Source organism: Janthinobacterium sp. GW823-FHT01H08 (assembly GCF_058797855.1).
The window spans coordinates 4,542,757-4,566,656 of record NZ_CM179504.1 but is presented as its reverse complement, the minus strand read 5'-3'; the positions used below and the strand labels follow the sequence as shown (position 1 = coordinate 4,566,656).

The following is a 23,900-nucleotide window of genomic DNA, read 5'->3' as shown; positions in this document are numbered from 1 at the left end:
AACAAAATACCAAGTTGCTGATTGCAGGAGTTATTGATGAACGCCCCAGAAAAAAACGTAGGCCAAGTGCACTTTGAAACCGCACCGCATTTCCCGATCTACATGGATTACTCGGCCACCACGCCGATCGATCCACGCGTCGCCGACAAGATGATTCCCTACCTGCGCGAGCAGTTCGGCAATCCGGCATCGCGCAGCCACATGTATGGCTGGACGGCGGAAAAAGCCGTGGAAGAGGCACGCGGCCACGTGGCGGCCCTGGTGAACGCCGATCCGCGCGAAATCATCTGGACGTCCGGCGCGACGGAAAGCAACAACCTGGCCATCAAGGGCGCGGCGCAGTTCTACAAGACCAAGGGCAAGCACATCATCACCGTCAAGACCGAGCACAAATCGGTGCTCGACACGGTGCGCGAACTGGAACGCATCGGCTTCGAGGCGACCTACCTGGAACCGCAGGACAACGGCCTGATCACCGTCGAGCAGCTGGCCGCGGCTGTGCGCCCGGATACCATCCTCGTGTCGGTGATGCTGGTGAACAACGAAATCGGCGTGATCCAGCCGATCGACGAGATCGGCGTGTTCTGCCGTTCGAAAGGCATCATCTTCCATTGCGACGCCGCGCAAGCGACGGGCAAGGTTGTCATCGACCTGCAAAAGACCAAGGTCGACCTGATGACCTTCACGGCACATAAAACCTACGGCCCGAAAGGCGTGGGCGCCCTGTACGTCTGCCGCAAGCCGCGCGTGCGCCTGGAAGCGCAGATGCACGGCGGCGGCCATGAGCGCGGCCTGCGCTCGGGCACCCTGCCGACGCACCAGATCGTGGGCATGGGCGAGAGCTTCCGCATCGCCAAGGAAGAGATGGACAGCGAAATCGGCCGCATCAAGGCCTTGCGCGACCGTCTGGCCAAGGGCCTGCAGGAGATCGAAGAAGTCTACATCAACGGCGACATGGATCACCGCGTGCCGCACAACCTGAACGTCAGCTTCAACTACGTCGAAGGCGAGTCGCTGATCATGGCGATCAAGGATATCGCCGTGTCGTCCGGTTCGGCCTGCACCTCGGCCAGCCTGGAACCATCGTACGTGCTGCGCGCCCTGGGCCGCAGCGACGAACTGGCGCACAGCTCGATCCGCTTCACCATCGGCCGCTTCTCGACCGAGGAAGACATCGACTTCGCCGTGAACCTGCTGAAATCGAAAGTGCACAAGCTGCGCGAACTGTCGCCGCTGTGGGACATGTTCAAGGAAGGGATCGATATTAACTCCATCCAATGGGCAGCCCACTAAAAGCACCTGTTAAACCTACTGCGCGTCGCGATTTGCGGCCTGCGATGCTCACTGTGCTACAGCACAGTTCCGCTTCTCGGCCACAACTCACTGCCGCTCGCTACGGTTTTCCAGGCACTTGAAGATAAATTGGCCTCGTGAATGGGGCCGGCAAGAATATTAAAGGAGCATCAAAATGGCTTACTCGGACAAAGTACTCGATCACTACGAAAACCCGCGCAACGTGGGCGCTTTCGACAAGGGTGATGAAACCATCGGCACCGGCATGGTGGGCGCGCCCGCCTGCGGCGACGTGATGAAACTGCAGATCAAGGTCGGCGCCGATGGCCTGATCGAAGACGCGAAATTCAAGACCTATGGCTGCGGTTCGGCCATCGCGTCGAGCTCGCTGGTAACGGAATGGGTCAAAGGTAAAACCCTGGACCAGGCGCTGGCCATCAAGAACACGCAGATCGCCGAAGAACTGGCCCTGCCGCCAGTGAAGATCCACTGCTCCATCCTGGCGGAAGACGCCATCAAGGCGGCGGTATTGGATTATCAAACGCGTCACCCTGCAGCAGCTTAATCGTTGGTAGCCCGCCCCAGCCGCAAGGCCGGGGCAGTTACGGAGAAATACATGATCACACTGACCGAAAAAGCGGCGAAACACATCAACCGTTATATCGAACGGCGCGGCAAGGGCATGGGCCTGCGCTTCGGCGTGCGCACCACGGGCTGCTCGGGCCTGGCCTACAAGCTCGAATATGTCGATGAGGCGGCGGCCGAAGACAGCGTCTTCGAATCGCACGGCGTGAAAGTCTTCGTCGACCCGAAAAGCTTGCCTTACATCGACGGCACGGAACTCGATTTCGCGCGCGAAGGCTTGAACGAAGGCTTCAAGTTCCACAATCCGAACGAAAAAGACGCCTGCGGCTGCGGCGAGTCCTTCAGGATTTAAACAGCTGGCAAGACCCCGGTCGGTGCGCTGTACCCATCGATTGCGGTACAGCGACCACTGACAATTATGCAAAACCACTTCGAATTATTCCAGTTGCCGGCGCAGTTCGGGCTCGACATGAGCGCGCTGGACGCGGCTTATCGCGACGTGCAGGGCAAGGTCCACCCGGACCGTTTCATCAACGCCAGCAGCGCCGAGAAGCGCGTGGCGATGCAATGGGCCACGCGCGCCAATGAAGCCTACCAAACCCTGAAAAGCCCGCAAAAGCGCGCGCAATACCTGTGCGAACTCAATGGCGTCGACCTGCAGACGGAATCGAACACGGCCATGCCCGTCAGCTTCCTGATGCAGCAGATGGAATGGCGCGAGGAACTGGGCGATGCGCGCGCGGGCAAGGACGCCGATGCGCTCGACGCGCTCGACCGCCAGCTGCGCGGCGAACGCAAGGCCTTGCTGGCCCAGGTGGCGGCCCAGCTCGACGCGGGCGACTATGCAAATGCCGCGCAAAGCGTGCGCGCCCTGATGTTCCTCGACAAATTCGGCGAGGAAGTGCGTTTTGCCTATGAGGCCATCGAGGCTTGACCCGGCGATCGCTTGACCGGCGTGCCAAGCGCCAGTCCGGCCCCCGTCTTATAATGCGCACCAGGCATCAGCTGCATCACGCAAAAAATTAATCGAGGCACGAATACAATGGCACTTCTGCAAATTTCCGAACCAGGCATGTCGACCGCGCCGCACCAGCACCGCCTGGCCGTCGGCATCGATCTTGGCACCACCAATTCCCTGGTCGCGACCGTGCGCAACAGCATTCCCGAGGTGCTCAACGACGAAGAAGGGCACTCTTTGCTGCCGTCCGTCGTGCGCTACCTGCCGAACGGCCACGCCAACATCGGCTACAAGGCCCTGTCCGCGCAAACCACCGACCCGAAGAACACCATCGTGTCCGTCAAGCGCTTCATGGGCCGCGGCCTGGCCGACATCGCCTACGCGGAAAACCTGCCGTACGACTTCCAGGATACGCCTGGCATGGTGCAGCTGAAAACCGTGGCCGGCGTGAAAAGCCCCGTCGAAGTGTCGGCGCAAATCCTCGCCACCTTGCGCCAGCGCGCGGAAGACTCGCTCGGCGACGACCTGGTGGGCGCCGTGATCACCGTGCCCGCCTACTTTGACGATGCGCAGCGCCAGGCGACGAAAGATGCGGCGCAATTGGCCGGCATCAATGTGCTTCGCCTGCTGAGCGAGCCGACGGCTGCCGCCATCGCGTATGGCCTCGACAACGCCTCCGAAGGCGTGTACGCCGTGTACGACCTGGGCGGCGGCACTTTCGATATCTCGATCCTGAAGCTGAGCAAGGGTGTCTTCGAAGTGCTGTCCACGGGCGGCGACTCGGCCCTGGGCGGCGACGATTTCGACCGCCGCCTGTTCTGCTGGATCAGCGAGCAGGCCAAGCTGGCACCGCTGTCCGACGAAGACACGGCCATCCTGATGGTGAAAGCGCGCGAGATCAAGGAAACGCTGTCGACCAAGCCGGAAACGATGATCGATGCGGCCCTGAACTCGGGCGAAGAGATCCACCTGCGCATCACGGCCGCGGACTTTGCCGCCATGACGCAGCACCTGGTGGCCAAGACCATGAATGCCATCAAGAAAGCCTTGCGCGACGCGAACGTGGATGCGGACGACGTCGACGGCGTGGTGATGGTGGGCGGCGCCACGCGCATGCCGCACGTGCAGCGCGCCGTCAGCGAATTCTTCCACACGACGCCGCACGCGAATATCGACCCCGATAAGGTGGTGGCGCTGGGCGCGGCCATCCAGGCGAACTTGCTGGCCGGCAACCGTGCCGCCGGCGACGACTGGCTGTTGCTGGACGTGATTCCGCTGTCGCTCGGTATCGAAACCATGGGCGGTCTGGTGGAAAAGATCATTCCGCGCAATTCGACGATACCGTGCGCGCGCGCCCAGGAATTCACGACATTTAAAGATGGCCAGACGGCCCTGGCCGTGCACGTGCTGCAAGGCGAGCGCGAACTGGTCAGCGATTGCCGCTCGCTGGCGCGCTTTGAATTGCGCGGCATTCCGCCGATGGTGGCGGGCGCCGCGCGCATCCGCATCACGTACCAGGTCGATGCGGATGGCTTGCTGTCCGTCTCGGCGCGCGAACTGCGCTCGGGCGTGGAAGCGTCGATCAGCGTCAAGCCGGCCTACGGCCTGGGCGACGACGACATCGCCCGCATGCTGCAGGATTCCTACACCTCGGCCGACACCGACATGGTGGCGCGCGCGCTGCGCGAAGAGCAGGTGGAAGCGGAACGCATCCTGCTGGCCACGCAGTCGGCGCTGGACGAGGACGGCGGCTTGCTGGACGACACCGAGCGCGTGGCTGTCGATGGCTTGATGACGAAGGTGCGCGACGCCATTGCGCAGTCGCAAAGCGGCGCCATCGACCACCAGGCATTAAAACTGGCGATCGAGGCGCTGGCCGACGGCACCGAGGAGTTCGCCTCGCGCCGCATGGACCGCAGCGTGCGTACTGCTCTCACCGGCAAGTCGCTGGATCAGGTCGTATAACACTAATTGAACAGCACGCCGCCGATATTGCGGCCGCGCTCCGAATGACAGACTGAAAGAAGAAACCATGCCACAAATCGTTATCCTGCCGCACGCCAAGCTTTGCCCGGACGGCGCCGTCATCGAAGCACCAAGCGGCAAGTCCATCTGCGACATCCTGCTGGAAAACGACATCGACATCGAGCACGCCTGCGAAAAATCGTGCGCCTGCACCACCTGCCACGTGCTGGTGCGCGAAGGCATCGAATCCCTGAACGAAGCGACGGAACTGGAAGAAGACATGCTGGACAAGGCCTGGGGCCTGGAAGCCGTGTCGCGCCTGTCGTGCCAGTCCATCGTGGCCGAGGCCGACCTCGTCGTCGAAATCCCGAAATACACGATCAACCAGGTCAGCGAAGGCAGCCACTAACATGAAATGGTCCGACATACACGCGATCGCCGAGGCTTTGTTCGATGCGCATCCGGACATCGATCCGCTGACCGTGCGTTTCACCGACCTGCACAACTGGGTGGTGGAACTGGACGGCTTCGACGATGACCACACGCGCGGCGGCGAAAAAGTGCTCGAAGCGATACAGATGGCGTGGATCGATGAAGCGCGCTAAGGGCGCGGCACCCGCCGCCACCGCAGCCGTTGCGCCGAAAGACATCATCACGGCCGCCAGCAACATGCCCGAGATCAAGGATGGCCAGTCGGTCGCCTTGCTGCAGGAATTGCACATCCTGACGCGCGACGGCAAGATGAACCAGGACAGCCGCCGCAAGCTCAAGCAGGTGTACCACCTGACGCAGTTCATCGAGCCGCTGCTGCGCGAAGTGCAGTTGGACCACCCCGGCGTGTCCTTGGTCGACCACGGCGCCGGCAAGTCGTATCTGGGTTTCATTCTGTACGATCTGTTCTTCAAGAACGGCAACGACGGTTCGCACATCTACGGCATCGAGACGCGCGAAGAGCTGGTGCAGCGCTCGCAGGAGCTGGCGAAGAAATTCAAGTTTCCCGGCATGTCGTTTCTGCCCCTGTCCGTGGCCGAATCGACGGAATCGAACTTGCTGCCGCAGCAGATCGACATCGTCACGGCCTTGCATGCGTGCAACACGGCGACGGACGACGCCATCCACTTCGCCCTGAAGAAAAAGGCGAAGTTCATGGTGCTGGTGCCATGCTGCCAGGCGGAAGTCGCTTCCGTCCTGAAGAAGAACAAGGGCAAGAGCCTGGGCAAGAGTGTTTTGACGGAACTGTGGCGCCACCCGCTGCACACGCGCGAGTTCGGCAGCCAGATCACCAACGTGCTGCGCTGTCTGCAGCTGGAAGCCCATGGCTACCAGGTCAGCGTGACGGAACTGGTGGGCTGGGAGCATTCGATGAAGAATGAACTGATCATCGCCAGCTACAAAAACCTGCCGCGCCAGCGCCCGACGGAGCGCCTGCAGGAAGTGCTGCAGACCCTGGGCCTGGAAGAGATGGGCCACCGCTTCTTTGCCGAGGAATTGGCCAAGGCGCAAGCCTGATTGTTGGCTTACGCGGCTAGCCGCTAAGCCAACCTACCAAATCAGTCACGGCCGCGCAGTCAGGTAGGTCGGATTAGCGCAGCGTAATCCGACAATCAGCAGCGTAATCCGACAATCAGCAGCGTAATTCGACAGGCAGCAGCGTAATCCGGCAATCACCAGCGCAATCAGCAAAAAGGGGGAGGAGCGGGTCGGTTACAATACCGGCTTTCTCCTCCTCTTGCTTTTTGCGCATCCCCATGACCACACCTATTGAAATGCCCACCGTCCGCCTGGCCAAGCGCCTGTCCGAAGACGTGCCCTGTTCGCGCCGCGAGGCCGAGCTGTATATCGAGGGCGGCTGGGTGACGGTCGATGGCGTGCTGGTGGAAGAGTCGGGCGCGCGCGTGGCGGACAACCAGACCGTGGTGCTGTTGCCGAACGCCACCCTGGAAGAAATGCCGCCCGTGACGATCCTGCTGCACAAGCCGGCCGGCATCAATGGCGGTATCGGCAGCGAAGGCAAGCCTGCGTTGAGCTGTTTGCATCCCGAACAGATTTTCACGCCGGAGAACGTGGCGCCCAGCTCCATCACGCGCTTCCTCAAGCGCCATTTGATCGGCCTGACCATCACCAATCCGCTCGACACCATGGCGTCCGGCCTGCTGGTGTTCACGCAGGATTTCCGCGTCGCCCGCAAGCTGGTCGATGAAGCGAAAACGGTGGAGCAGGAATTTATCGTGGAAGTGTCGGGCACTATCGCTGAGAATGGCCTTGCGCTGCTCAATCACGGCTTGCCCTTCAATGGCAAGCCTTTGCCGCCGATCAAGGTCAGCTGGCAGAACGAGACGCGCCTGCGCTTCGCCCTGAAAAACGTGCAGCCGGGCCAGATCGCCCATATGTGCAAGATGGTGGGACTGGACGTCGTTGCCATGAAGCGCTTGCGCATCGGCCGCATCCCGATGGGCGCCATGCCCGTGGGGCAATGGCGTTACCTCCAGGGTTACGAACGATTCTAGGAACGCCTGAGCAAACCTACTGCGCGTCGCTATTTGCGGCCTGCGATGCTCACTGTACTAGAGTACAGTTGCGCTTCTTAGCCACAACTAGCTTCCGCTCGCTACGGTTTTCTCAGGCGTCGTGAGGCTGGCTGTTTGCTGCGGGCTGCATTTGCTCGCGTGGTTTTCCGCAAAGCTTTTCCATAGCCGTTCGGCAATATTCAAGGCGATGGTATCGGCTTTCTCCTGCAGGGCCGGGTTGCCCATGCTTTCGGTCGTGGCGAAGAACAGGGTCAGCCAGCGGCGGAACATGCACGGCGTTAGGTTTTCCATATTCGCGTGCTGGGCCAGCGGCTTGCCGTGGTAGCGCATGGTGCCGCGCAGCAAGCCCGACCAGAAATCGACCAATGTTGCCAAGTGGGCATCCCAATCCTTGACCTCGGCGGCAAAGATGGGGCCCAGCATGGCGTCGTCGCGCGCGGCCGCATAAAAGGTGTGGACGAGATGCTTGACGTCGTCTTCGCTGCAGACTTCCTCGCGGTAGGGGGCGAAGCGCGTGTGGGGGAGGGGGGCGGTATTCTTCATGGCATGCCATGATCGCAGAGCCCCCGTGGCGCTTCAATGACGCAGGTCAAGCCGCATAAAAACTCAGGCGGCGACTTTCTTCGACTTTTTCGCGGGGGCCGGCAATTGCACGATCTGCGTGCCCGCCAGCTTGTCGTGCAGGAATTGCCCGTTGCCGGTGAACAGGGCCGTGGTCGACCAGGCCAGGATGCCCACGCCGATGGCGCCTAGGGCGCTCCAGTGCTGCAAACCGAATACATACGACACCAGCAGGGCTGGCAGCAGCCACATCCATGACAGGATGTAGCGGTAGGCAGCCACGCGCAGCGGCACGTGGGTGTGGCCCGGCAGCACGACTTTCAGGCGCCACGTCTTCATGGCCAGGGTTTGCCCTTCGCGGCTCCATTGGTGGATGAAATACGCCCCCATGACGAGGAAGGCCAGGCATTGGCGCATGTGTTCCGTCAGGGGCGTATGCGCGCCCTGCACGGCCAGTTCGAACAGCAGGAAGGGCAAAAACAGCACGGCCAGGGCCAGCAGCGACTCGTACACCATGGAAATCAGGCGGCGCTTGATCGTGGGATGGGAAGTGATGCTGGCGGCGGGCGTGCTATTTGACATTGGTCGGCAGTGGGGCAGGCGTAACAGGTGGCGTGACAGGCACGGCGGCGGGAGCCGTGGCAGGATCCGTGAGCGGCACGGCCGCCGCTGGCGCAGCGGCTGGCGGCAGGACGGGCGCGGCGGCAGGCGCTGCCGGCGTGGCGGGCGGCACGATCACGGGCGGCTTGCTCGTGGTCGAATTGATCGCAGGCACCTTGCCCAGCGGTTTTTTCGGCACGAGTTCCGTCGCCAGCTTTTTCTTTTGATCTTCCGGCAATTGCTGGTATTGCTCCCATTGCGCGGTTTTTTGACCCGGATCAATCTTCTTCGTGCGCGTGTAGTTTTCGCGCACGAGGCGGCGCTGTTCCGGCGTCAGCTTGATCCATTCGCGCATGCGTTCATGCACGCGGATTTGCTCGTCCGCCGTCATCGAGGCAAAACGGCTGGCGATATCGAGCCATTTCTGCTTGCGCAGCGGTTCCAGCTTGTTCCATTCGCCCGCCAGCGGCTGCAGGGCTTCCTGCTGCGCGCGCGACAGCTTGTTCCACGATGGATTCTCGCTGGCCTTGGGCGGCGTGCCGCCCTTGCCGGCTGTGCGGGGCGAACCGGGCTTGATGGCTGAGGCCGGCGCCGGCGCCACCACGGGCGCTGGCGCCACGGGAGGCGCGGCGGGCGCGGGATGTTGCTGCGCGCCTACCCAGGCGGCGCCCGCCAGGGCGCAGGCGCCCAGGCCGATGCCGCCGGCCAGCCAGCCTTTGCGTACGCTCGTGCCTGCCATTTATTGCTCGCGTTTCGTCAGGTAGGCGTTGAAGCCATGGTCCATGTACGCAGACAGCGGCAATTCGTCCGACAGCACGGCGGCGTCGATTTCTGCCAGTTCGGCAATATGTTGTTCCTGCTCAAACTGATAGATGCCCACCAGGCCGCCGACCAGCAGCAGCAGGGGGATGATGACGCTCATGCGGCCCAGCCACGACAGCGGCTCGACGAACAGGCTGCTGGCGACGCCGGCGAACACGTTCTGGCGCACGGCAACGGCGGCGGGCGCGTCCGCCTTCTTGCGCGACAGGGCCTGCTTGCGTGCCGCTGCCAGGCGATCGGTGGTCGATGCGGGCAGGTCGTCGAGTTTTTCGTTCAGTGCATGGCGCACTTTGTAAGCGAAATTGAGATCGTCGGTGTTCATAATTTAATTCCCTTGGCTTTCAGCGATTCGGCGAGCGTGTGGGTAGCTCTAGAGCAATGTGTTTTCACGCTACCTTCGGAGCAACCCATCGCTTCCGCTGTTTCAGCCACATCCATGTCCTGCCAATAACGCATGAGGAAGGCTTCGCGTTGACGTGAGGGCAGTTTTTGTACCTCGGCATCAATCAAATCAAGGATTTGCGCGCGTTCGACCTGGTCGGCCGACGATTCGGCGGCGCTGGAGCCCTGTTCCGATTCATACGTGTCAAGTATATCAAAATCTTCATGTTCGTCGCCCGAGGGCTTCATGCCGGAAAACAGGCTGACCCAGGTGTTGCGAACTTTTTCACGGCGGAAATAATCAAGGATGGTGTTCTGCAAGATGCGCTGGAACAGCATCGGCAGCTCGGCGGCCGGCTTGTCGCCGTATTTCTCGGCCAGCTTGATCATGGCGTCCTGCACGATGTCGAGGGCCGATTCTTCCTTGCGGACCGCGTAGGCGGCCTGCTTGAAAGCGCGCCGCTCGACATTTTCTAGAAAGTCGGATAATTCTTTGTCTGTTGCCATGCGGTATGGGGATCTTAGCGGCTGCGGGGTGCGGTGGGCGAAATGGGGGCGGGTATGCTTTTTGCAACCCCGTGCATGCTAGCAAAAAATGTGCGTTTCCGCAGGGTTTTTGCACGTTGTGCGAGCAAAAATGCAGCGAGGCCGACATTTTCCTTGACCATAATGGTGCAACGCGATAACGTATGGGACGCTTTGAACACCCCAAAGCCCTATGGTCAGGTCGCGACCGGCACACAAGGCCAGCAGCGGCAAGACGCGCTTTCATTTGTAGGCAGTTTGTTCTAACCCGCGCCACAAGCGCGAGCGGTTCGTACAGGCGCCACAGAAACTCCGGCCAAACGAGTTGCGTTAAGCGTTGTTTTGTAAGGTATCTATGGGTGCCCAAAGAAATTGCGTGACCGCATGAAAAGGGAAGCAGGAGCACTGTTGCGTTAGGCGTACCTCGTCAGGAAAGAACATCCGATCAATCTCCAATGGACCTTGAAAGGAATGTTTCATGAATACCGAAGCAGCAGCAGGACCAATTACGGGCGCAGAAATTGTCGTGCGCTGTCTGGCTGAAGAGGGCGTCGAGCACGTCTTTGGATATCCGGGCGGAGCCGTACTCTACATCTACGACGCCATCTTCCAGCAAAACAAATTCCAGCATATCCTGGTACGCCACGAGCAGGCCGCGATCCACGCCGCCGATGCCTATTCGCGCAGCTCGAACAAAGTCGGTGTCGCCATCGTCACGTCCGGTCCGGGCGTCACGAATGCCGTCACGGGCCTGTCGACCGCGTACATGGACTCGATTCCCATGGTCGTGATCTCCGGCCAGGTGCCGAGCCACGCCATCGGCCAGGATGCGTTCCAGGAATGCGACACGGTCGGCATCACGCGCCCCGTCGTCAAGCACAACTTCCTCGTCAAGGACGTCAAGGACCTGGCAGCGACGATCAAGAAAGCGTTCTTTATCGCCCGTACCGGCCGTCCGGGACCCGTGCTGGTCGATATCCCCAAGGATATCAGCATGCACAAATGCCATTTCGATTATCCGAAGGAAGTCGAGATGCGTTCCTACCGTCCCGTCGACAAGGGCCATTCGGGTCAGATCCGCAAGGCCGTGCAGCTGTTGCTGCAAGCCGAACGCCCGATGATCTACACGGGCGGCGGCGTCATCCTGGCAAATGCCTCGGCCGAGCTGAACAAGCTGGTCGACCGCCTGGGTTTCCCGTGCACCAACACCTTGATGGGCCTGGGCGGCTACCGCGCCTCGAGCGAGCAGTATGTCGGCATGCCCGGCATGCACGGCACCTATGAAGCGAACATGGCGATGCAGAACTGCGACGTCCTGATCGCCATCGGCGCCCGTTTCGATGACCGCGTGATCGGCAACCCGAAACATTTCGCCTCGCATCCGCGCAAGATCATCCACGTGGACATCGATCCATCGTCGATTTCCAAGCGCGTCAAGGTCGATATCCCCATCGTCGGCAACGTCAAGGACGTGCTGATCGAGTTCCTCGCGCAACTCGACGCGGCCGAAGCCAAGCCGAACGTCAATGCCTTGAGCAACTGGTGGAAGCAGATCGCCGAATGGCGTGGCCGCGAATGCCTGAAATACCCAACGTCCGACCTGGTCATCAAGCCGCAATCGGTGGTGGAAAAAGTGTTCCAGATCACCAAGGGCGACGCCTTCATCACGTCCGACGTGGGCCAGCACCAGATGTGGGCGGCGCAATACTATGGCTTCGACAAGCCGCGCCGCTGGATCAATTCCGGCGGCCTGGGCACCATGGGTGTCGGCTTGCCGTACGCCATGGGCGTGCAGATGGCCAATCCGGACGCCACCGTTGCTTGTATTACCGGCGAAGGTTCGATCCAGATGTGCATCCAGGAGCTCGCCACGTGCAAGCAGTATCACCTGACGCCGAAGATCATCATGCTCAACAACCGTTTCCTCGGCATGGTGCGCCAGTGGCAGGAAATCGATTACGGTTCGCGCTATTCCGAGTCGTACATGGATTCGCTGCCCGACTTCGAAAGGCTGGCGGAAGCCTATGGCCACGTGGGCATGAAAATTGAAAAACCGGGCGACGTCGATGGCGCGCTGAAAGAGGCGTTTGGCATGAAAGACAGGCTGGTATTCATGAACTTCATTACCGACCAGTCCGAAAACGTGTGGCCCATGGTGAAAGCCGGCAAAGGCCTGTCCGAAATGATGCTCGGTTCGGAGGATCTCTAATATGCGCCACATTATTTCTGTCTTGCTGGAAAACGAAGCGGGCGCCCTGTCGCGCGTGGTGGGCCTGTTCTCGGCACGCGGCTACAACATCGAAACACTGACCGTGGCGCCGACGGAAGACTCGACCCTGTCGCGCATGACCATCGTCACCAGCGGTTCGGACGACATCATCGAGCAGATCACCAAGCACCTGAATCGTCTGATTGAAGTGGTGAAGGTGGTGGACCTGACCGAAGGCCAGCATATCGAACGCGAGTTGATGCTGATCAAGGTTCGTGCCGTGGGCAAGGAGCGCGAGGAAATGAAGCGCACCGCCGATATCTTCCGTGGCCGCATCATCGATGTCACCGAAAAGACGTACACGATCGAACTGACCGGCAACAAGGTCAAGCTCGATGCGTTCATCGATTCGATCGACCGCGCCGCCATTCTGGAAACCGTCCGTACGGGTGGTTCCGGCATCGGCCGCGGCGAACGCATCCTCAAAGTATAAAAATATAAGCAGCACTACGCGGCCCTGGGGTCGCATTTAAAACAACAACGCATCATCAAATGATAGGAAATACCATGAAAGTTTTTTACGACAAAGACGCTGACCTCTCCTTGATCAAAGGCAAAAACGTTGCCATCATCGGCTACGGTTCGCAAGGCCACGCGCACGCGCAAAACCTGAACGATTCGGGCGTCAACGTCACCGTCGGCCTGCGCAAGGGCGGCGCTTCGTGGACCAAGGTCGAACAAGCTGGCTTGAAAGTAGCGGAAGTCAACGACGCCGTGAAAGCGGCCGACGTCATCATGATCCTGTTGCCAGATGAAAACATCGCCCAGGTCTACAACGAAAACATCGCGCCATTCGCCAAGCAAGGCGCCGTGCTGGCCTTCGCCCACGGCTTCAACGTGCATTACGGCCAAGTCGTGCCACGCGCCGACCTGGACGTCATCATGGTCGCGCCGAAAGCCCCGGGCCACACCGTGCGCGCCACGTACACCCAGGGTGGCGGCGTGCCCCACCTGATCGCCGTGTACCAGGACAAATCGGGCATCGCCCGCGATATCGCCCTGTCGTACGCTTCGGCCAACGGCGGCGGCCGTGCCGGCATCATCGAGACGAATTTCCGCGAAGAAACCGAAACGGATCTGTTCGGCGAACAAGCCGTGCTGTGCGGCGGCGCCGTGGAACTGATCAAGGCCGGTTTCGAAACCTTGACGGAAGCGGGTTACGCGCCTGAAATGGCGTACTTCGAGTGCTTGCACGAACTGAAGCTGATCGTTGACCTGATCTATGAAGGCGGCATCGCCAACATGAACTACTCGATCTCGAATAACGCGGAATACGGCGAATACGTGACCGGTCCTAAGGTCGTGACCTCGGCCACCAAGGACGCGATGCGTCAATGCCTGAAAGACATTCAAACGGGCGAATACGCGAAGAGCTTCATCCTGGAAAACAAGGCAGGCGCACCGACCCTGATCTCGCGCCGCCGCCTGACGTCCGAGCACCAGATCGAAGAAGTGGGCGCGAAACTGCGCGCCATGATGCCTTGGATCGCCAAGAACAAGATGGTTGACCAGTCGAAGAACTAAGCAGCAATCGTTCCTCACACGAAGCCGGCGCAAGCCGGCTTTTTTTTGCGCGGGCGTTTGGCCGCCAACATCCGTTACAATCAGGCCCAATCAACCATAGCGTCAGCACCATGCTCGTTTTTTCTAAAGTTTTTGTCGGCAATCTTCACGTGGTCAAACGCCCCGTCTCGGTTGCCATCAGTTGCTGGTTTCTGGTCTTCGGCTCGCTGTCAGCGCTGGTGTCTGCTTACCTTGGCCGCAACGATCCCGCCATGCAGGCGTGGATGACGGACGGCGTGATTCCCGCGGAAGTGCAATACGCGATTTTGCTCCTCAGTCAGGGCCTTACCCTGGTGACAGCGCTGGCCATGCTGCAAAGGCAGCGTGGCGCGCGCACCGTGTATCTGGTGTGGGGCGTGATCGACATTGCGTTCTGCCTGGCGACCGTGCCGCAGAAGATGTACGTCTTGCCTGGCGCGCTCACGTTCGCCGTCATCTGCGCCTTCCTGTACAGTCCGAAATCGAATGCCTGGTTTTCGCCACGCAAGGCGGCCAATGATGCCTGCATGACGCCAGCCTGAGCACGGTTGATTTCGTGCACACGCTGTTGGCGCGTTTGCTTTACAATCCCGCCCTTCCTTTGCAGTTTCACATGGACTGCATCTGTTTCGGTATCTGCCGACCGCAACGCGCATCACCGCTTTTGTAGCACGCCAGGCGCTAGTTTTTTAGCCGCTTGCGCAACCAGAAAGACCTCCATGACTGACCGTATCACCGCCACGGGGCCCTCGCAGGCTGCTGTTGACTCTTCCATTCCCATCCTGGCCTTGCTGGCCCTGGCCATGACGGCGTTTCTCGCCCTCCTGTCGGAAACCTTGCCGGCCGGCTTGCTGCCGCAGATTGCCCTCGACCTGAATATTTCCGAAGTCATGACGGGCCAGCTGGTCACCGTCTACGCCATCGGTTCCATATTGACGGCGATTCCCCTGACGGCGCTGACCAGCACCTGGCGCCGGCGCAATGTCCTGTTGCTGGCCATCATCGGCTTCTTGATCTTCAATACGGCGACGGCCCTGGCGCCCAACTATATCGTCGCCCTGATCGCGCGCTTCGTCACGGGCATGGCCGCCGGCCTGGCCTGGGGCTTGATGGCCGGCTACGCGCGCCGCATGGTGTCCGTCGAGCAGCAGGGCAGGGCGATGGCCATCGCCATGATCGGCACGCCGCTGGCCCTGTCGCTGGGCGTGCCGCTGGGCACTTTGATGGGCGGCGTGCTGGGCTGGCGCAGCATCTTCGGCATCATGTCCGGCCTGGCCGTGGTGCTGGTCGCGTGGGTGCTGCTGGTCGTGCCCGATTATCCGGGGCAAAAGAATGGCGAACGTCTGTCGATCCGCCAGGTGTTCATGACGCCGGGCGTGCGGCCGATTCTGGCGGTGATCGTCGCCTGGATGCTGGCGCATAACATTCTCTATACCTATATCGCGCCGTTCCTGGCGCCGTCCGGCTTGCGCCCCCGCGTCGACCTGGTGCTGCTCGTGTATGGCGTGGGCTCCTTGGCCGGCATCTGGCTGGTCAGCCAGCTGATCGACCGCTGGCTGCGCCCGCTCGTGCTGGGCTGCATCGCCGCCTTTGCCCTCGTGATGGTGGCGCTGGGGCTGGCGATGGACTCGCCCGCCGTGATCTATGTCAGCATGGCGATCTGGGGCATCACCTTTGGCGGCGCCGGCACCTTGCTGCAGACGGCGTCGGCCGACGCGGCCGGCGACGGCATGGATGTGGCGCAAGCGATGGTGGCGACCATCTGGAACGTGGCCATCGCGGGCGGCGGCCTGGCGGGCGGCATGCTGCTCGACGGCTATGGCGCGGCATCGTTCCCGTGGGCCATGCTGGCCTTGCTGTTGGTGGCCTTGACCATCGCCTGGTGCGCGCACCGCCACAGTTTCAAGCCGGGCCGGCGCAGCGGCGGCGCGGTGCTGGGTCATTAATACACTGTTATTTTCAATGGTGGTGTGTTGAAATGTGAGCAGATGTGACTGGCAGACGCATTTTGTGACGATTTGTTAATTTGCGCCACAGGAATGAATGAGGCGTTAGAATCTACACAGTTTGACAAGTTTCTCAAGAGAAATGGGGTAGTGCAGAGCGCGCCCCATCGCTCCTTGTCAGCCACATTAACTACCTAGGAGTACCCCCATGACCGTGATGAAATCCGTCCTTGTTGCCGCCGCAGCCACCGTTGCCCTGAGCGCGCAAGCCCAATCTTTGCCGACTTCCGGCACCCTGGTGGTGGTCCCCGCGTTTGGCGAAGTCAAGCATGTCAATGACCAGGTGGTCGCTACCCTGGCCGTCGAAGAACAGGACAAGGACAAGGCTGCCGCTGCGTCGCGAGTCAACCAGAAGATGAACAAGGGTATCGCCATCGTCAAGCAGGCCGACCCGTCGGCGGCACTGAAATCGTACGGCTACTACACCTACCCTGTGTATCCGGAAGAGCGTCCATTGCCGGCTGGCGCCGTGGCCAAGCCGCGTTTGCCAACGGCCTGGCGCGTCGGCCAGTACCTGGAAGTGACGACGGCCAACCTGGCGTCCCTGCCAAAAACCGTGTCGGCGGCGCAAGGCGTGCTGACCCTGAACGGCTTGAATTTCGGCCTGAAGCCGGAAACCATCCGCTTGCTGGACGACCAGCGCATCGCCGCCACCTATAAAAACCTGAACGAGCGCGTGGCCGCCATCGCCAAGGCCATGGGCCGCAACGTCTCGGACGCCGTGCTCGATACGGTGGACTTCGAAGGGTCGGGCAACTACGCCACGGAAAGCCGTCCTGCGGCCGCGCCGATGATGATGCGCAGCGCCAAGATGGTCGAAGACAGCAGCGTCGTCGCCGAACCGAGCTTCGAGCCGGGCGAAACGACGCTCGACATGCGCGTCGTCGGCAAGGTCAAGTTCAAGTAAGCTGAAGTAAGCTGATCAATGCGGCGGGAAAATTTCCGCGTCAGCATGTTTTAAAAATCATGGGGCTGTTGGCCCCATGGTCGTTTTTGCCCCATTATTTTCCAGGAGAACACCATGACCGTCATGAAATCGCTGCTGGCAGCAGCCGCCGCTACCGTTGCCCTGGGCGCCCAAGCCCAGGCCTTGCCCACTTCCGGCACCCTCGTGGTGGTGCCCGCCAATGGCGAAGTGGTGCACGCGAACGACCAGGTGACCGTCACCCTGGCCATCGAAGAGCAGGACAAGGACAAGGCCGCCGCCGCCTCGCGCGTCAACCAGAAGATGAACCAGGGCACGGCCATCGTCAAGAAAGCCGATCCGCAAGCCGTGCTGAAGACCCAGGGCTATTACACGTATGCCGTGTACCCGGAAACGGCGCCCTTGCCGCCGGGCGTCGCCGCCAAGCCTAGAGTACCAACGGGCTGGAGAGTGGGGCAATACCTGCAGGTGACGACGACCAACCTGGCCGCCTTGCCGAAAACCGTGTCGGCCGCGCAAGGTGTGCTGACCCTGAACCGCCTGAACTTCGGCCTGGCGCCCGCCACCGTGCGCAAGCTCGACGACCAGCGCATCGCCGCCGCCTACAAGAACCTCAACGAGCGCGTGGCCGCCATCGCCGGCGCCATGGGCCGCAACGTCAATGACGCCGTGATCGACACCATCGATTTCGAAGGTTCGGGCAACTATGCGCAGCGCGCCAACGTGGCAGGCGCGCGCGCCATGAGCGCCGATTCCATGGGCTACGGCGGCAGCCAGGTGGCCGAACCGAGCTTTGAACCGGGCGAAACGACCCTCAACATGGGCCTGGTGGCCAAGGTCAAGTTCAAATAAGGCTAGTAGTGGTGTCAATATTGCCGGCTTGACGCCGCCGCGCTTTTCTTTGGCGGCGGCTCCTCTATAATGACAACATCGGCAGGCGCATGCCCTGACAGTCATGCGCCTGCCATCTGGCACCGATTCCCCCGCAGTACACAAGATATGGAACAACATGGCAAACTTCCCCCGTCGTAGAGGCAAGAACGGCACCCCCGCAGCATCCAAAGCGTCCCGCTTCAGCAAATTCGTGCGCCAGCCGGTGACCGATGGCACTGGCAAGAAAACCTTGCGCCGCCGCGGCATCTATCTGTTGCCGAACGCCTTCACGACGGCAGCCCTGTTTTGCGGCTTCTACGCCATCGTCATGGCCATGAACCAGAAATTCGAACACGCGGCCTGGGCCATCTTCATCGCCATGATCCTCGACGGCCTCGACGGACGCATCGCGCGCCTGACGAATACGCAGAGCGAATTCGGCGCCCAGTACGACAGCCTGTCCGACATGGTGTCGTTCGGTGCCGCACCGGCGCTGGTGATCTACGAATGGTCGCTGCGCGGCATGGGTAAACTGGGCTGGCTGGCCGCCTTCGTGTATTGCGCCGGCGCCGCCTTGCGCCTGGCCCGCTTCAACACGAATATCGCCGTGGTCGACAAGCGCTTCTTCCAGGGCTTGCCCAGCCCGGCGGCGGCGGCCATGGTGGCCGGTTTCATCCTGCTCATGAACGACCTGGAATTTGCCGGCAACCAGCTGGCCTGGGTGTCGTGGACGATCGCCCTGTTCTCGGGCCTGACCATGGTCACCAACGTGCCGTTCTACAGTTTCAAGGATGTGAATTTCCGCAAGTCCGTGCCTTTCATCGTGGTATTCCTGCTGGCATTGTTCTTCGCGCTCATTTCCATCGATCCGCCGAAAGTGCTGTTCCCGATTTTCGTCGTCTATGGCTTGTCCGGCTACGCCGTGTTTTTCTGGCGCATGGCGAAGGGCAAGCCTGTCAGCATCATCCAGACCGACCCCGAGCATTAATACGGCGAGTCGGTAGCGTCGCCAGTCTTCAGCCAGCCAGGAGCAGCCATGAACACCAGCAACCGACTCATCATTTTTGACACCACCTTGCGCGACGGCGAGCAATCGCCGGGCGCCTCCATGACGCGCGAGGAAAAGCTGCGCATCGCCAAGCAGCTCGAACGCATGAAGGTCGACGTGATCGAAGCGGGCTTCGCCGCCGCCTCGCAGGGCGACTTCGAGTCGATACGGGCGATTGCCGGCGCCGTGCGCGAATCGACCATCTGTTCGCTGTCGCGCGCCAACGACCGCGACATCGCCCGCGCCGCCGAAGCGCTGGCGCCCGCCGAGCGCAAGCGCATCCACACGTTTATCGCCACGTCGCCCCTGCACATGCAGATGAAGCTGCGCATGACGCCCGAGAAAGTCCTGCTGCAGGCGCAGAACGCCGTGCGCTACGCGCGCCAGTTCACGGACGACATCGAATTCAGCCCCGAAGACGGCAGCCGCTCGGACGAGGATTTCCTCTGCCGCGTGCTGGAGGGCGTGATCGCCGAGGGCGCCACCACCATCAATTTCCCCGACACGGTGGGCTACGCCGTGCCTGAAATCTTCGGCAATACCATCAAGCGCTTGCGCGAACGCATACCGAATTCCGATAAAGCCATCTGGTCCGTCCATTGCCATAACGACCTGGGCCTGGCTGTGGCCAATTCGCTGGCCGGCGTCATGATCGGCGGCGCGCGGCAGATCGAATGCACGGTCAATGGCCTCGGTGAGCGGGCCGGCAATACGGCGCTGGAAGAAGTGGTGATGGCGCTGCGCACGCGCGCCGCCTATTACAACCTGACGGTGGGTATCGATACGACGCAAATCGTGGCCGCCTCGAAAATGGTGTCGCAAATTACGGGCTTTGCCGTGCAGCCGAACAAGGCCGTCGTCGGCGCAAACGCCTTTGCGCACGCGTCCGGCATCCACCAGGACGGCATTTTGAAGGCGCGCGAGACGTATGAAATCATGCGCGCCGAAGACGTGGGCTGGACGGCCAACAAGATCGTCCTCGGTAAACTGTCGGGCCGCAATGCCTTCAAGCAGCGGCTGCACGAGCTGGGCATCGCGCTCGAATCCGAGGCGGAAGTCAACGCCGCTTTCCTGCGTTTCAAGGAGCTGGCCGACCGCAAATCCGAGATTTTCGACGAAGACATCATGGCCCTCGTCAGCGAGGAGCAGCAGGCGCAGGAGAGTGAGCACTACCGTTTCATTTCCCTGACGCAGCAGTCGACGACGGGCGCCGTGCCCCATGCGCGCGTGGAATTTCTCGTCGGCGGCGAACAGCGCAGCTGCGAAGGGCGGGGCGACGGTCCCGTTGACGCGACCGTCAACGCCATCGAAAGCGCGGCCGCCAGCGGCGCGGAACTGGTCTTGTTCTCAGTCAATGCCATCAGCACGGGCACGCAGTCGCAGGGCGAAGTCACGATGCGCCTGTCGCGCGACGGGCGCATCGTCAACGGCGTGGGCGCCGACCCCGACATCATCGTCGCGTCGGCCAAGGCGTATTTGTCGGCGCTGAATAAATTACACGCGAAAGACGAGCGCATCGACCCGCAGCCGTAAGCCGGGGTCAGACCCGCCGGGTCTGACCCCAGAATTTGCATTTGGGATAGGCGCTAGTCTTGGTGCAAGACGCTCGTCACCAGAAAAACCGCCGCTCTTCCTTGGCCGGATCGGGCCCGTTCATCATCATGCGCACGATGCCGTCGTGGTCGAAGTGCACGTGCATCATGGAATCCCACACGCCCGATTCCTTGTAGCGGTAGGACCAGACGTAGAGCTTGGGCAGCGGCAGATACGAGGTTTCCGTCGGGCGGCCCAGGGTGTGCAGCACGTCTTGCTGCGTCGACACGCCTACCTTGATACGGGCAAAGCCCGGCGTGTCGAGCACCTGTTCGTAGGAAATGAGCTTGTCGTCGGGGCCGAAGCGGGCCATATACGTGTACTGGCCGTACGGCCCCGTCGCGTATTCGAGTTCGGGCCCCGTGGGCAACTGGTAGATATTCGTCGGACGGCCGAGGCGTGCTTCCACGGCGGTGCGCGGCTCGCCCGGCTGCGGTGGCGGGACGTTCCAGCTGGCGCAGCCGGCCAGCACGGTAAACAGCAGTGGCGTTGCTAATTTGAGCAGTTTTTTCATGTTTGACCTCCTGAAATGCAGGAAAATCCTATCATGCGCCGAGAAAAGCCCGCACGGCAGGATACAGGCGGGCATTTTTCCGATATACTTGCGCGTCTGGTTGGAAGCCTAGGCCAGTATTTTAATAATCGTAGTTCACGGTGGATAGGGTTCAGACTCTGTGCACCGCATGTGAAAGGTTTATCATGACAGTAGAAAACATCAACAAAGCCGCTATCATCGCGGACAACGCACGTGGTCAAAACGACACCGGCTCCCCTGAAGTGCAAGTTGCACTGCTGACAGCTCGCATCAACGAACTGAACGGCCACTTCAAAGCCCACTCGAAAGATCACCACTCCCGCCGCGGCCTGATCATGATGGTCAACCGTCGTAAGAGCCTGTTGTCCTACCTGAAGGCTAAAGACGCTACCCGTTATCGCGACCTGATCGCTAAACTTGGTCTGCGCAAGTAATTTTTGCCGTACAAGGTTTATACAGAAATGCCTGCGCCAGTTCGCTGACGCGGGCATTTTGTCATTTGAATTCCGGATTTATGTCGAGAAGTACAGTATTCTCTACCGATATCATGTTTTAAAAGTAAAGTAGCAAAGGTGGCAACAAGTAAAGGCAGCATTTTTACGCCGCCTGTGGTGAGGTGAACGACAGCCCCTGAAAATCTGTCGGCAATTAGAAAAGGGATACCCCATGTTTAACAAAGTTACGAAAACCTTCCAGTACGGTCAACATCAAGTGACCCTGGAAACCGGCGAAATCGCACGTCAGGCATCCGGCGCAGTGCTGGTGTCGATCGAAGATACCGTCGTTCTGGCAACGGTGGTGGCACGCAAAGATGCCAAGCCAGGCCAGGATTTCTTCCCTTTGACGGTTGATTATGTCGAAAAAACCTATGCTGCCGGTAAAATTCCGGGTGGTTTTTTCAAGCGCGAAGGCCGTCCTTCCGAAAAAGAAACACTGACATCGCGTCTGATCGACCGTCCTATCCGTCCGCTGTTCCCGGAAGGCTACCTGAATGAAGTGCAAGTCATCATTCACGTGTTGTCGGTCAACCCTGAAATCGATCCGGACATCGCCGCCATGATCGGTGCCTCCGCTGCCCTGTGCGTGTCGGGCGTGCCTTTCAACGGTCCTATCGGCGCCGCGCGCGTCGGTTACGCCAACGGCCAGTACATCCTGAACCCGACCGTCCAGCAACTGAAAACGTCGGAAATGGACCTGGTTGTCGCCGGTACCGAAACGGCCGTGCTGATGGTCGAATCGGAAGCGAAACAGCTGTCCGAAGAAATCATGCTGGGCGCCGTGGTCTTCGGCCACGACCAGATGAAAGTCGTCATCGACGCGATTCACGACCTGGTGCGTGACGGCGGCAAGCCGGAAGTGGAATGGGCGCCTGCGCCGAAAAACGAAGCATTGATCGCCCGCGTCGCGCATTTCGCCAACGCCAAGATCAATGATGCGTATCAAACCAAGGACAAGCAAGAGCGTACGGCCAAGCTGAAGGCGGCAACGTCGGAAGTGATCGCCGACCTGTCGGCCGAAGCGGCTGCCAACGGCGGCGCGTCGATCGACAGCGCTGAAGTGAACAACATCCTGTTCGACATCGAAGCCAAGATCGTGCGTACGCAGATCCTGGACGGCGAGCCACGCATCGACGGCCGCGACACGCGCACCGTGCGTCCGATCTCGATCCGCACCAGCGTGCTGCCACGCACCCACGGCTCGGCCCTGTTTACGCGCGGCGAAACGCAGGCGCTGGTCGTCGCTACCTTGGGCACCGCCCGCGACAGCCAGAAGATCGATGCGCTGATGGGCGAGTTCACCGATTCGTTCATGCTGCATTACAACATGCCTCCGTTCGCCACCGGCGAAACGGGCCGTGTCGGTACGCCAAAACGCCGCGAAATCGGCCACGGCCGCCTGGCCAAGCGCGCGCTGATCGCTGCCCTGCCAGCAGCCGAGGAGTTCAGCTACTCGGTGCGCCTGGTATCGGAAATCACGGAATCGAACGGTTCCTCGTCGATGGCATCGGTGTGCGGCGGCTGCCTGGCACTGATGGACGCCGGCGTGCCGATGAAAGAACACGTGGCTGGTATCGCCATGGGCCTGATCAAGGAAGGCGGCAAGTTTGCCGTGCTGTCCGACATCCTGGGCGACGAAGATCACCTGGGCGACATGGACTTCAAGGTAGCCGGTACCCGCAACGGTATCACGGCGCTGCAGATGGACATCAAGATCATGGGCATCACCAAGGAAATCATGCAAGTGGCGCTGGCGCAAGCCAAGGAAGGCCGCGAGCACATCCTGGGCGAAATGCAAAAAGCCATGCCGCACGTCAAAACCGAACTGTCCGATTTCGCACCGCGTCTGATCACCATCAAGATCAACCCGGAAAAAATCCGTGACGTGATCGGCAAGGGCGGCGCCGTGATCCGCGCGCTGACCGAAGAGACGGGCACCCAGATCGACATCAGCGACGAAGGCGTGGTCACCATCGCTTCCGTTGACGCTGCCGCCGGCCAGGAAGCCAAGCGCCGCATCGAAGAACTGACGGCCTCCGTCGAAGTGGGCAAGACCTACGAAGGCACCGTGCTGAAACTGCTGGACTTCGGCGCCATCGTGCAAGTCATGCCAGGCAAGGACGGCTTGCTGCACATCAGCCAGATCGCCAACGAGCGCGTCAACGCCGTGGCCGACTACCTGAAAGAAGGCCAGCTGGTCCGCGTCAAAGTGCTGGAAACGGACGACCGCGGCCGCTTGAAGCTGTCGATGAAAGCTGCTGAAGGCAACGAAGCGCCAGCCGCTTAATTTCCTTCGGGTTCGCCTGAATGCGGCCTCGGCCGCATGCTCAACAACCGCCAGCGCGCAAGCCCTGGCGGTTTTTTTATGCGCGGCGTTTGCGCTGTATCGAAGAT

The 23,900-nt window shown here is 60.8% G+C and carries 26 protein-coding genes; 20 read left to right on the top strand and 6 right to left on the bottom strand.

Going from position 1 to position 23,900, the window contains the following annotated elements:
- The first annotated feature begins 36 nt into the window (after window positions 1–36).
- From AC3RCG_RS20500 to AC3RCG_RS20460, 9 genes are all read left to right on the top strand, one after another.
- The gene (locus tag AC3RCG_RS20500) at window positions 37–1,293 is read left to right on the top strand and encodes an IscS subfamily cysteine desulfurase (RefSeq protein ID WP_070288779.1); all 1,257 of its coding nucleotides are present in this window, start codon (window positions 37–39) and stop codon (window positions 1,291–1,293) included.
- 175 nt (window positions 1,294–1,468) lie between these two features.
- Window positions 1,469–1,858: a Fe-S cluster assembly scaffold IscU gene (gene iscU, locus AC3RCG_RS20495; protein ID WP_034779562.1), complete on the top strand. Its 390-nt coding sequence runs from the start codon at window positions 1,469–1,471 to the stop codon at window positions 1,856–1,858.
- A gap of 51 nt (window positions 1,859–1,909) precedes the next feature.
- Entirely contained in the window at window positions 1,910–2,230 is a 321-nt protein-coding gene (gene iscA / locus AC3RCG_RS20490) for an iron-sulfur cluster assembly protein IscA (RefSeq protein ID WP_034750079.1), read from the top strand.
- Window positions 2,231–2,296: 66 nt separating this feature from the next.
- The gene (hscB, locus tag AC3RCG_RS20485) at window positions 2,297–2,812 is read left to right on the top strand and encodes a Fe-S protein assembly co-chaperone HscB (RefSeq protein WP_492403254.1); all 516 of its coding nucleotides are present in this window, start codon (window positions 2,297–2,299) and stop codon (window positions 2,810–2,812) included.
- A 108-nt stretch (window positions 2,813–2,920) separates the two neighbouring features.
- A complete protein-coding gene (gene hscA / locus AC3RCG_RS20480) occupies window positions 2,921–4,801 on the top strand; it encodes a Fe-S protein assembly chaperone HscA (RefSeq protein ID WP_492403252.1) in 1,881 nt (626 codons plus the stop codon).
- Between the two features lie 67 nt (window positions 4,802–4,868).
- On the top strand, window positions 4,869–5,210 hold the full coding sequence (fdx, locus tag AC3RCG_RS20475; protein WP_070311300.1) for an ISC system 2Fe-2S type ferredoxin: 342 nt from the start codon (window positions 4,869–4,871) through the stop codon (window positions 5,208–5,210).
- A 1-nt stretch (window position 5,211) separates the two neighbouring features.
- A complete protein-coding gene (gene iscX / locus AC3RCG_RS20470) occupies window positions 5,212–5,406 on the top strand; it encodes a Fe-S cluster assembly protein IscX (RefSeq protein ID WP_070288776.1) in 195 nt (64 codons plus the stop codon).
- Window positions 5,393–6,310, top strand: a complete 918-nt coding sequence (locus tag AC3RCG_RS20465; protein WP_492403249.1) for a class I SAM-dependent methyltransferase — start codon at window positions 5,393–5,395, stop codon at window positions 6,308–6,310. Before iscX ends, AC3RCG_RS20465 begins: the two co-directional genes overlap by 14 nt.
- A gap of 239 nt (window positions 6,311–6,549) precedes the next feature.
- Entirely contained in the window at window positions 6,550–7,308 is a 759-nt protein-coding gene (locus AC3RCG_RS20460; protein WP_492403247.1) for an rRNA pseudouridine synthase, read from the top strand.
- A gap of 87 nt (window positions 7,309–7,395) precedes the next feature.
- Here AC3RCG_RS20460 and AC3RCG_RS20455 read toward each other — a convergent pair whose 3' ends face one another.
- The 5 genes from AC3RCG_RS20455 to AC3RCG_RS20435 all read right to left on the bottom strand — a co-directional run bounded on the left by AC3RCG_RS20455 (window position 7,396) and on the right by AC3RCG_RS20435 (window position 10,200).
- Window positions 7,396–7,872, bottom strand: coding sequence for a group III truncated hemoglobin (locus AC3RCG_RS20455; RefSeq protein ID WP_070224131.1), 477 nt, complete (start codon window positions 7,870–7,872; stop codon window positions 7,396–7,398).
- A 63-nt stretch (window positions 7,873–7,935) separates the two neighbouring features.
- A complete protein-coding gene (locus AC3RCG_RS20450; RefSeq protein ID WP_492403245.1) occupies window positions 7,936–8,472 on the bottom strand; it encodes an RDD family protein in 537 nt (178 codons plus the stop codon).
- On the bottom strand, window positions 8,462–9,229 hold the full coding sequence (locus AC3RCG_RS20445) for a DUF3106 domain-containing protein (RefSeq protein ID WP_492403243.1): 768 nt from the start codon (window positions 9,227–9,229) through the stop codon (window positions 8,462–8,464). Before AC3RCG_RS20445 ends, AC3RCG_RS20450 begins: the two co-directional genes overlap by 11 nt.
- Entirely contained in the window at window positions 9,230–9,634 is a 405-nt protein-coding gene (locus tag AC3RCG_RS20440; protein WP_070311322.1) for a DUF3619 family protein, read from the bottom strand. It abuts the gene before it with no gap.
- A complete protein-coding gene (locus tag AC3RCG_RS20435) occupies window positions 9,631–10,200 on the bottom strand; it encodes an RNA polymerase sigma factor (RefSeq protein WP_034779551.1) in 570 nt (189 codons plus the stop codon). Before AC3RCG_RS20435 ends, AC3RCG_RS20440 begins: the two co-directional genes overlap by 4 nt.
- A 496-nt stretch (window positions 10,201–10,696) precedes the next feature.
- On the opposite strand from AC3RCG_RS20435, the gene AC3RCG_RS20430 reads away from it, so the two are divergent.
- The 9 genes from AC3RCG_RS20430 to AC3RCG_RS20390 all read left to right on the top strand — a co-directional run bounded on the left by AC3RCG_RS20430 (window position 10,697) and on the right by AC3RCG_RS20390 (window position 20,414).
- A complete protein-coding gene (locus tag AC3RCG_RS20430) occupies window positions 10,697–12,427 on the top strand; it encodes an acetolactate synthase 3 catalytic subunit (RefSeq protein ID WP_071650268.1) in 1,731 nt (576 codons plus the stop codon).
- Window position 12,428: 1 nt separating this feature from the next.
- Entirely contained in the window at window positions 12,429–12,920 is a 492-nt protein-coding gene (gene ilvN / locus AC3RCG_RS20425; RefSeq protein WP_010399754.1) for an acetolactate synthase small subunit, read from the top strand.
- A gap of 74 nt (window positions 12,921–12,994) precedes the next feature.
- Window positions 12,995–14,011: a ketol-acid reductoisomerase gene (ilvC, locus tag AC3RCG_RS20420; RefSeq protein ID WP_034750044.1), complete on the top strand. Its 1,017-nt coding sequence runs from the start codon at window positions 12,995–12,997 to the stop codon at window positions 14,009–14,011.
- A gap of 110 nt (window positions 14,012–14,121) precedes the next feature.
- The gene (locus tag AC3RCG_RS20415; protein ID WP_492403239.1) at window positions 14,122–14,571 is read left to right on the top strand and encodes a hypothetical protein; all 450 of its coding nucleotides are present in this window, start codon (window positions 14,122–14,124) and stop codon (window positions 14,569–14,571) included.
- Window positions 14,572–14,748: 177 nt separating this feature from the next.
- On the top strand, window positions 14,749–15,975 hold the full coding sequence (locus tag AC3RCG_RS20410) for an MFS transporter (RefSeq protein WP_492403237.1): 1,227 nt from the start codon (window positions 14,749–14,751) through the stop codon (window positions 15,973–15,975).
- A gap of 208 nt (window positions 15,976–16,183) precedes the next feature.
- Complete coding sequence (locus AC3RCG_RS20405; RefSeq protein ID WP_121670075.1) at window positions 16,184–16,942, top strand: SIMPL domain-containing protein; 759 nt, start codon at window positions 16,184–16,186, stop codon at window positions 16,940–16,942.
- A 114-nt stretch (window positions 16,943–17,056) separates the two neighbouring features.
- Complete coding sequence (locus AC3RCG_RS20400) at window positions 17,057–17,812, top strand: SIMPL domain-containing protein (protein ID WP_492403235.1); 756 nt, start codon at window positions 17,057–17,059, stop codon at window positions 17,810–17,812.
- A 157-nt stretch (window positions 17,813–17,969) separates the two neighbouring features.
- The gene (pssA, locus tag AC3RCG_RS20395; RefSeq protein WP_070224123.1) at window positions 17,970–18,821 is read left to right on the top strand and encodes a CDP-diacylglycerol--serine O-phosphatidyltransferase; all 852 of its coding nucleotides are present in this window, start codon (window positions 17,970–17,972) and stop codon (window positions 18,819–18,821) included.
- Between the two features lie 48 nt (window positions 18,822–18,869).
- Entirely contained in the window at window positions 18,870–20,414 is a 1,545-nt protein-coding gene (locus AC3RCG_RS20390) for a 2-isopropylmalate synthase (protein ID WP_492403233.1), read from the top strand.
- 76 nt (window positions 20,415–20,490) lie between these two features.
- Here the strand turns inward: AC3RCG_RS20390 and bamE are convergent, their stop codons facing one another.
- Window positions 20,491–20,988: an outer membrane protein assembly factor BamE domain-containing protein gene (gene bamE / locus AC3RCG_RS20385; protein WP_492403231.1), complete on the bottom strand. Its 498-nt coding sequence runs from the start codon at window positions 20,986–20,988 to the stop codon at window positions 20,491–20,493.
- A 185-nt stretch (window positions 20,989–21,173) separates the two neighbouring features.
- Between bamE and rpsO the strand changes: the two genes are divergently transcribed.
- Window positions 21,174–21,443 carry a 30S ribosomal protein S15 gene (gene rpsO / locus AC3RCG_RS20380; protein ID WP_010399743.1) on the top strand — a complete coding sequence of 90 codons (270 nt, stop codon included), beginning with the start codon at window positions 21,174–21,176 and terminating at the stop codon, window positions 21,441–21,443.
- 232 nt (window positions 21,444–21,675) lie between these two features.
- The gene (gene pnp / locus AC3RCG_RS20375) at window positions 21,676–23,793 is read left to right on the top strand and encodes a polyribonucleotide nucleotidyltransferase (protein WP_070224120.1); all 2,118 of its coding nucleotides are present in this window, start codon (window positions 21,676–21,678) and stop codon (window positions 23,791–23,793) included.
- Window positions 23,794–23,900 lie beyond the last annotated feature (107 nt).